Source organism: Parabacteroides sp. AD58, from assembly GCF_023744375.2.
In the GTDB taxonomy this organism is placed as follows: Bacteria; Bacteroidota; Bacteroidia; order Bacteroidales; family Tannerellaceae; genus Parabacteroides; species Parabacteroides absconsus.
Genome location: NZ_CP146284.1, coordinates 3434391 through 3442500 on the forward strand (window position 1 = coordinate 3434391; position 8110 = coordinate 3442500).

Annotated in this window: 3 protein-coding genes and 1 rRNA gene; 3 read left to right on the top strand and 1 reads right to left on the bottom strand. The window is 45.4% G+C overall.

What is annotated here, in order from left to right; genetic code table 11:
• Nucleotides 1-157 precede the first annotated feature (157 nt).
• The gene (locus NEE14_RS14555; protein WP_338578747.1) at nt 158-1879 is read right to left on the bottom strand and encodes a hypothetical protein; all 1722 of its coding nucleotides are present in this window, start codon (nt 1877-1879) and stop codon (nt 158-160) included.
• 135 nt (nt 1880-2014) lie between these two features.
• Between NEE14_RS14555 and NEE14_RS14560 the strand changes: the two genes are divergently transcribed.
• The 3 genes from NEE14_RS14560 (at nt 2015) to NEE14_RS14570 (ending at nt 8053) form a co-directional block, all read left to right on the top strand.
• Complete coding sequence (locus tag NEE14_RS14560) at nt 2015-4294, top strand: outer membrane beta-barrel family protein (protein WP_251967320.1); 2280 nt, start codon at nt 2015-2017, stop codon at nt 4292-4294.
• A 34-nt stretch (nt 4295-4328) separates the two neighbouring features.
• Nucleotides 4329-5666 (top strand): tetratricopeptide repeat protein, encoded by a 1338-nt coding sequence (locus NEE14_RS14565; RefSeq protein ID WP_251967321.1) that lies wholly within the window; start codon nt 4329-4331, stop codon nt 5664-5666.
• 860 nt (nt 5667-6526) lie between these two features.
• Nucleotides 6527-8053 (top strand): 16S ribosomal RNA (locus NEE14_RS14570).
• Nucleotides 8054-8110: the final 57 nt, after the last annotated feature.

Sequence of the window (8110 nt, forward strand, 5' to 3'; positions counted from 1 at the left end):
TTAAACCATAGACAAAAGAACAATTCTATCCGCATACAGCCAAAGTTTTCTGTACTTTTATACAGGACAAGGTATATTTGATTATCAAGAAGTTAAAAGAAAGATACAGGACAACGTATTCTTCTTTCTTCGTTGAGATTGGTTAGTTATCAACGAGTTATCCCCATAAGGCTAAATGTTCGTACAATTTCTCTTCCGAGCCGGTTATTTTCAACTTCTGGCGGATGCGCGTGCGGTTTTTATAGGGTGTATCAATGTTTACGTTTAGCAGGAAAGCCTCTTGCTTGGAATCTAATTGGAAAAATGACAGGTAGCAATATTTCTTTTCGGTTGGGGTAATACCGGCCAGAACCAGACGTTCGGACAGACTGGGATACATCGTGTCTATACATTTATAAATAGCCTTCCAGTCTTTGTCAGTCAGTAGTTCTTTATGATCGGGATTTGGTGTAGATACTGATTTCTGTATCTTCTTGTAGATAGTTGATTCCTGTAGTAAATATTGCCGTTGTTGAATATATTGCTGCTTTAGTAGTTCCACTTCCTGTGCTTTCTGATTGTATTCACTTTGTTTCTGGCGCAGCTCTTCCTGATTGTCTTGTTGGACAGCTTTTAGTTGGCAGGAAAGACTATCCAACGCCATTTGTTGTTCAAGTAAATGACTTTTCTGCTCCTGCAATTCATCCGTCAATTGGATAATTCGCCGGTTTTTACGACCTAGGCGATAAACGTAAAATACAGAAAGAAGAAGTAACAAGAAGAGGCTTCCTATCAGATAAGAACGAATGCTTTTCGACTTTTGATGTAACTTGGCGTTCTCATGCATCATTTGTTTGCGATCGAACAAAGTTTCTACTTCCTGCAAATTCGTCTCTTTTCTTGCCAATATATCCGCATTCGTGGAATCTACATATTGCCGCATATAGGCCAATGCTTGGTTTATATTCCCTTTCTTTTCTTCTAATTCCGACAAATGATAGTATAACTCGGTATGCGTATAAGGGTTTTCTGTTGGTCCTTTCGCTTTTTCAAAATACTGTTCGGCTTGTTCGATACTATCTGTTTCTAAAGAAAGTCTGCCTAGTGCGGAATATGTATGTGCCGATTCTTCCGGACAGTAAGCAATCGATTTCTGTAAATATGCCTTGGCTATATCCAGTTCGCCTTGCATCGCATAGATATTTCCCCAATTATTATACAATGTTGATAAATCGCTCGAATCTCCCAATGCACACAAGACTGAATCCGCCTGGTGCATATATGCAAACGCAATCTGCATGGAATCCATTGCCGCATACATGTGGGCTGCATTTACTTTGGCAAAAGCTTTACTTCTTTTATTTCCCGCTTTCTCAAAATAAGAGGCAGCTTCTAAGAACTTATCTTTTGCCAACTGGAAATCATATTGCTCATAGTATAACTCTGCAATATAGGTATAGATAAAACCTAATAGCTCTATGTCGTTTCCTTCTGAGCAGAATTTGACTGCATCCAATAGAATCTTCAAAGCTGGTTTTATCAATTTTTCCTCCTTCAGTTTCCTGCCCAGATAGTAGTTGGCTAAAGCTTGTTTATGAGAATTCCCTTTCCTTTCCCAATAATACCGGGCCCGATCCAAATCATCCATAAGGGGCAACGGCGTGCCAATCGAATCAGCCAGTTGGCATAACATCAGGCACCAGCGGGCATTGACCTCCGGACTTAACAACTCCGGATGGGCAACACTATCTGCCAGCAGGACATGAGCCGCCTCGGGATCAGACTGCATCAAAGGAGCTGCCTGTTCCATCTGCCGGATAGCGTTACGGTCTGTTTCATTCGTACAGCCTTGCATGATCCAGCCCAGAGCGATGATTAAAAGTGCCAGGAAGATTCTCATGAGCACAAAGATACAACTTTCCGGATATTAACCAACTGCATTCCTGCTAACACTAAATAACAATACATCACAGACTGATAACCCAATCTTCGGAAAACGACTTCTACTTTCGCTACAGATTAAATACGAAAGAAGATGAAAAGAAAGATGATGGGAATCGTGGCCGGCTGGCTGTTGGTTTATGCCGGAGCGATAGAGGCACAAACGGTTTCGGGGCGTGTGGTGGATGAGGCCGGGAAACCGTTGGATGCCGTATCGGTAGTGTTACAGCGTTCGGATTCTACGTTTGTCGGGGCCGTCGTGACCGACACAACGGGTATTTTCTGTTTTGATCCGGCGGTATTTCCTTATCGCTTGGTCTTGCAGCATTTGGCATATGCCCCTAAAGAATGGACAGGCACGAGTGAACAAACCGGCGACATCCCTTTAACGGCAAACGACCGTGCCTTGCAGGAAGTGGTCGTTACGGCCGAACGCCCGTTGGTGCAGGTGGAAGACGGCAAATTAGGATACGATTTGTCGGTTCTGGCAGAACAACGGATCGTCAACAATGCTTTCGAAGCTCTGGCCGAACTGCCGGGGATTACGGAGAAGGACGGGACATTGTCGTTGGCGGGAGCTTCGTCTCTGACCATCGTACTGAATGGAAAACCCACCACCATGACGGCTTCGCAATTGGAAACCTTATTGCGGAATACACCGGTCGATCGGGTGGAAAAAGCCGAGGTGATGTATAGCGCGCCGCCTGAATACCATGTTCGTGGGGCTGCCATCAATGTCGTCTTGAAGAAGGCAACCGATCATTCCTTTTCCGGTGAAGTCTCGGCCGATTATCGGAACCAGTATTTCAACGACGGGAATGCGAATGCAAACTTTCGTTATACAACCCCCAAGCTGGCAGTGGATGTGATGTATGGAACAGCCAACGACAAGAAGATGACGAAGATCGATTTGTATTCGCGCCATATGTTGCAAGGGCAAGTCCATGATATCCGGAATGAGGAAGAAATCCGGGAAAAAGGATGGGTACATCATCTCCGTGGAGCCTTCGAATATCACTTGGATGACAAGAACCGGGTGGATGTATCTTACTTCGGCAGTTATACGCCGTCGTATAAAGGAAATTCCTATACAACCGGGAACTTCCAGGAAAGCTTGCTTAATAAAGAGACCGATAAGCGACTGCATAATGTCTCTTTACGCTATACATCCGGTTTTGGTCTGGAGCTGGGCGGTGATTATACGGCTTATCGAATGGACAATTCACAGCAGATGCAGGTGGATTATACCGATGGCAGCCGGAAATCATTCAATCTATCCGGTGGCCAGCAGATTGATAAATATACGGTTTATGCCGATCAGTCGCATTCCTTACCTGAAAACTGGACCTTGGGTTATGGCTTGTCTTATGATTTTGCCCGAAGTCGGGATTATCAGGTCTATCAGGACGTGCAGGGCGCTGTAGATGCTCAAGACACGCACTCCGACCTGAAAGAACATACGGCAGATTTGTATGTATCGCTCGGTAAGCAATTCGGAAACGGCACTCACTTTTCTGTTTCGACAACGGGTGAATATTATGAATTGGGCAATTACCGGCGATGGGCTTTTTATCCGCAGGCTTCGTTCCTTTGGATGATTCAGCCGGAACACATGCTGCAAGTCTCTTTATCGTCAGACAAGACATATCCGGATTATTGGTCGATGCAGTCGGCTGTCAGTTATCTGGATGGTTATTCCGAGATTCACGGAACACCCGGTTTACGTCCGGCCAATCAATACGGCTTGTCGGGTACGTATATCTGGAAGCAGAAATATCTCTTGACAGCCTTCTTCGAACATACAAACGATTACTTTACGCAGTCGCCTTATCAGGCGTCCGATCGGCTGGCTTTGATTTACAAAATGCAGAACTGGGATTACATGCGTCAATACGGTGTGGTGGCCAATATTCCTTTTTCGGCTGGTTCGTGGTACCGGGCAAAATACAATGCTTTGGGAATGCGGATGCACCAGCGTTGTGATGATTATTTTGATATTCCCTTTAACCGGAAGAAGTGGGTATTCGTTACTTGGCTCGACAATACATTCAAGGTCGGAAAACATGTGTCGTTCGAATTAAACGGCCGGTATCAGTCGGCTGCCATACAAGGCACGTTCGATATCCAGCCGTTGTTTAACCTGGAAGCTGCCGCCAAGTGGACCTTTGCCCATGAGAAAGCTTCCATCTCTATCCGGGGAAATGATCTGCTGAATACCGGTTATCCCAAAACAGAAGTCCGTTTCAAAGGACAATATCTGGACATGGATAACTCCTTTTATAACCGGAGTGTGACTATACATTTCGTGTATCGTTTCGGTGGTTATAAAGAAAAGAAACAAAAAGAAGTCGATACATCCCGTTTCCGTCTTTAATGATGATCTTTCATACCTAAATTGAAAAAGCCTTATGAGACAGCTGGTATATATTTTTGTTTTGTGTGGACTCTTCTCTTGGGAGAGCTGGTGTCAGTCGTTAACCGAACAGGAACAATTGCTACGGGAAGGACGCCGATTGGAAGAATGCCTGGACTATCAATCCGCTTACCCGGTTTATCAGCGTTGCCTGGCATTGGATTCAACTTCCGTAGAAGCCATCAATGCGATGGCGCGTGTATCGATGAATATGGGAAAGACAGGCGAGGCACGTTCGTTTTTCCAAAAGACACTTCGGCAGGACAGTACGAATTTTTATGCCAACTATCAGCTGGCGCGCCTGTATGCGATGGAAGGAAACTATCCGCAAGCAATCAAGCAATACAAGTGGATTCAGCAGCAAGATACTACACAAGTCAATCCGTTGGTATATAGCCAGCTGGCCGATTGTTACTTGAAAATGGATTCTTTGCTGGCAGCTACCGCCTGTTATTATAATGCTTTCATGGCAAACCGGGAACATGTAGGTGTAGCCAATGGCTTTGTCAACTGTCTGCTTCGTTTGGGTGATGCGAATATAGAAACAGCTGTGCAGGTGTGTGATACCGCTCTCAAGTATAATCCGGGCAACCGGGTCTTGATCAAAAGTAAGGCGATGGCCTGTTTCATGCATAAATCCTACAATGAGGCCGATTCATTGTATCAGTTCTTGTTACAAGAAGGCGATTCTACTTTTCTGAATCTGAAATATGCCGCTGCTTCCCGTTATTATGCCGGCCGGCAATTACAATCCATTCCTCTATTGGAAAAAGCCTATAGTCGTGATACGACAGATATTGAAACCACCCTGCTGTTGGGAGCCGCTTTAGGAATGACCTACGACCGGAAGCAGGCCTTTCGTCTGTTCAAGCAGGCAGAACAACTGATGCAACCAGCTCCGGCCTGGGTAAATCTGTTATTGGTTTCCCGGGGAGAAACATTATGGCGAGACGGACAAGAGCAGGGAGCCATTCTCCTTTTCTATCAGGCCTGGAAGAAAAATCCGGAGCGCCTGGATTATTTATATCGGATCGATGCCCACTTACCCAATCGGGGCGATGGGTACAAAACCGATAAAGAGCGGGCGCAGGCATGCTTCATTAAATATAAATACGTAACGGAATGGATAAAGACCGGGAAAAGCCTGAAAGGATTCCAGCGATATCAGCCTTTTTTCCAATACATCTACGAAGAAGCCTTCTTCTTAGGGAAGCAGGAACTCCTCTTACTCTCACCAACCGGCGAACAAGAATCCATTTCAATCACTGCATTTAAAGAATTAATGAATCTGTTGGAAGTGTATGGGGGAGAAGAGGATAGTGATCTGGAGTAAATTGCTTTCATCTTCACATCCTTCACAGAAAGTGATTGATTATTAATAAAATGTCTAGATGTGTGAAGGGTATAAAAAGAAATTAGCTATTGCTATTATAAGGTATATAAGAAAGAATACCGGGAAAGATAAACGGGAATCGAAATTAAATCCGCCGAGGATCGAAATCGATTCCCGTTCATTTGTTTCTAGAAGGTAGGCAGGAAATAGAAAAAAGCCGGCGTATATTGGAGAAAAGCCGGCGAGAAATGATAAAAACACGCCGGCTTTTGGTCAATTGAGAATGGAGGATTGAAAATTGAGAATTAAAGGAAGGAAAAATAAGAGGAAAGAGAGGAAAATAAAAGGGAAAAATGACCGGCCTAACGGAGAAGGCGTAAAGCAAATTTGGTTCTTTTGGGTCAAGCCAAAAGAACGGGGAAGAAAAAGTGTGTTTATAACATCCTGACAATCAAGGAAGGTGAAAAATAAATAGAAAAAAGTAGCAAAAACATTTGGAAGATATGTTATAAAGCAGTACTTTTGCACCCGCAATCGAGAGAGATGCGTGAGACAACATGATGGAACGGGTTAAGGACCCGGAGAGGAAAGAGGATGAGGTTGGAAGAATCCAAGCAGATATCCGATGTCCGCCCGGAGGTCTTCCGAAAAAATAAATCGAAAAAAACTTCGAAAAAATTTGGAAGATAAAAATAAAAATCCTTACCTTTGCACCACGTTTCGCAAGAAACCGATTGAGAAGAGTTCTTTGAGAAAATTACATATACAACAGTAGTACAAGTATTTAGAATGAATACCGTCAATAATACTTGAACCTGAAGGAAAGACGGAATCTTGAGCAAAGACATAAAACAATTTCAACAACGAAGAGTTTGATCCTGGCTCAGGATGAACGCTAGCGACAGGCTTAACACATGCAAGTCGAGGGGCATCGGGGAGTAGCAATACTCTGCCGGCGACCGGCGCACGGGTGAGTAACGCGTATGCAACTTACCTATCAGAGGAGAATAGCTCATCGAAAGATGAATTAATGCTCCATGAAACAGGGGTCCCGCATGGGAATATTTGTTAAAGATTCATCGCTGATAGATAGGCATGCGTTCCATTAGGCAGTTGGCGGGGTAACGGCCCACCAAACCGACGATGGATAGGGGTTCTGAGAGGAAGGTCCCCCACATTGGTACTGAGACACGGACCAAACTCCTACGGGAGGCAGCAGTGAGGAATATTGGTCAATGGCCGAGAGGCTGAACCAGCCAAGTCGCGTGAAGGATGAAGGATCTATGGTTTGTAAACTTCTTTTATACGGGAATAAAGTGAGCCACGAGTGGTTTTTTGTATGTACCGTATGAATAAGCATCGGCTAACTCCGTGCCAGCAGCCGCGGTAATACGGAGGATGCGAGCGTTATCCGGATTTATTGGGTTTAAAGGGTGCGTAGGTGGTTTCTTAAGTCAGCGGTGAAAGTTTGTGGCTTAACCATAAAATTGCCATTGATACTGGGAGACTTGAGTATGTTTGAGGTAGGCGGAATGCGTGGTGTAGCGGTGAAATGCATAGATATCACGCAGAACTCCGATTGCGAAGGCAGCTTGCCAAGCCATAACTGACACTGAAGCACGAAAGCGTGGGTATCAAACAGGATTAGATACCCTGGTAGTCCACGCAGTAAACGATGATTACTAGGAGTTTGCGATATAGTGTAAGCTCTACAGCGAAAGCGTTAAGTAATCCACCTGGGGAGTACGCCGGCAACGGTGAAACTCAAAGGAATTGACGGGGGCCCGCACAAGCGGAGGAACATGTGGTTTAATTCGATGATACGCGAGGAACCTTACCCGGGTTTGAACGCACAGCGACGAATCAGGAAACTGATTTTCTAGCAATAGCGATGTGCGAGGTGCTGCATGGTTGTCGTCAGCTCGTGCCGTGAGGTGTCGGCTTAAGTGCCATAACGAGCGCAACCCTTGCCGTTAGTTACTAACAAGTAGAGTTGAGGACTCTAGCGGGACTGCCAGCGTAAGCTGTGAGGAAGGCGGGGATGACGTCAAATCAGCACGGCCCTTACATCCGGGGCGACACACGTGTTACAATGGCGTGGACAAAGAGCAGCCACTTGGCGACAAGGAGCTAATCTCCAAACCACGTCTCAGTTCGGATCGGAGTCTGCAACTCGACTCCGTGAAGCTGGATTCGCTAGTAATCGCGCATCAGCCATGGCGCGGTGAATACGTTCCCGGGCCTTGTACACACCGCCCGTCAAGCCATGGGAGCCGGGAGTACCTGAAGTCCGTAACCGTGAGGATCGGCCTAGGGTAAAACTGGTGACTGGGGCTAAGTCGTAACAAGGTAGCCGTACCGGAAGGTGCGGCTGGAACACCTCCTTTCTGGAGCGAGAGATTCCGAAAGAAAAAAACGAAGGATCAAGTAGAGGTATGAATGAA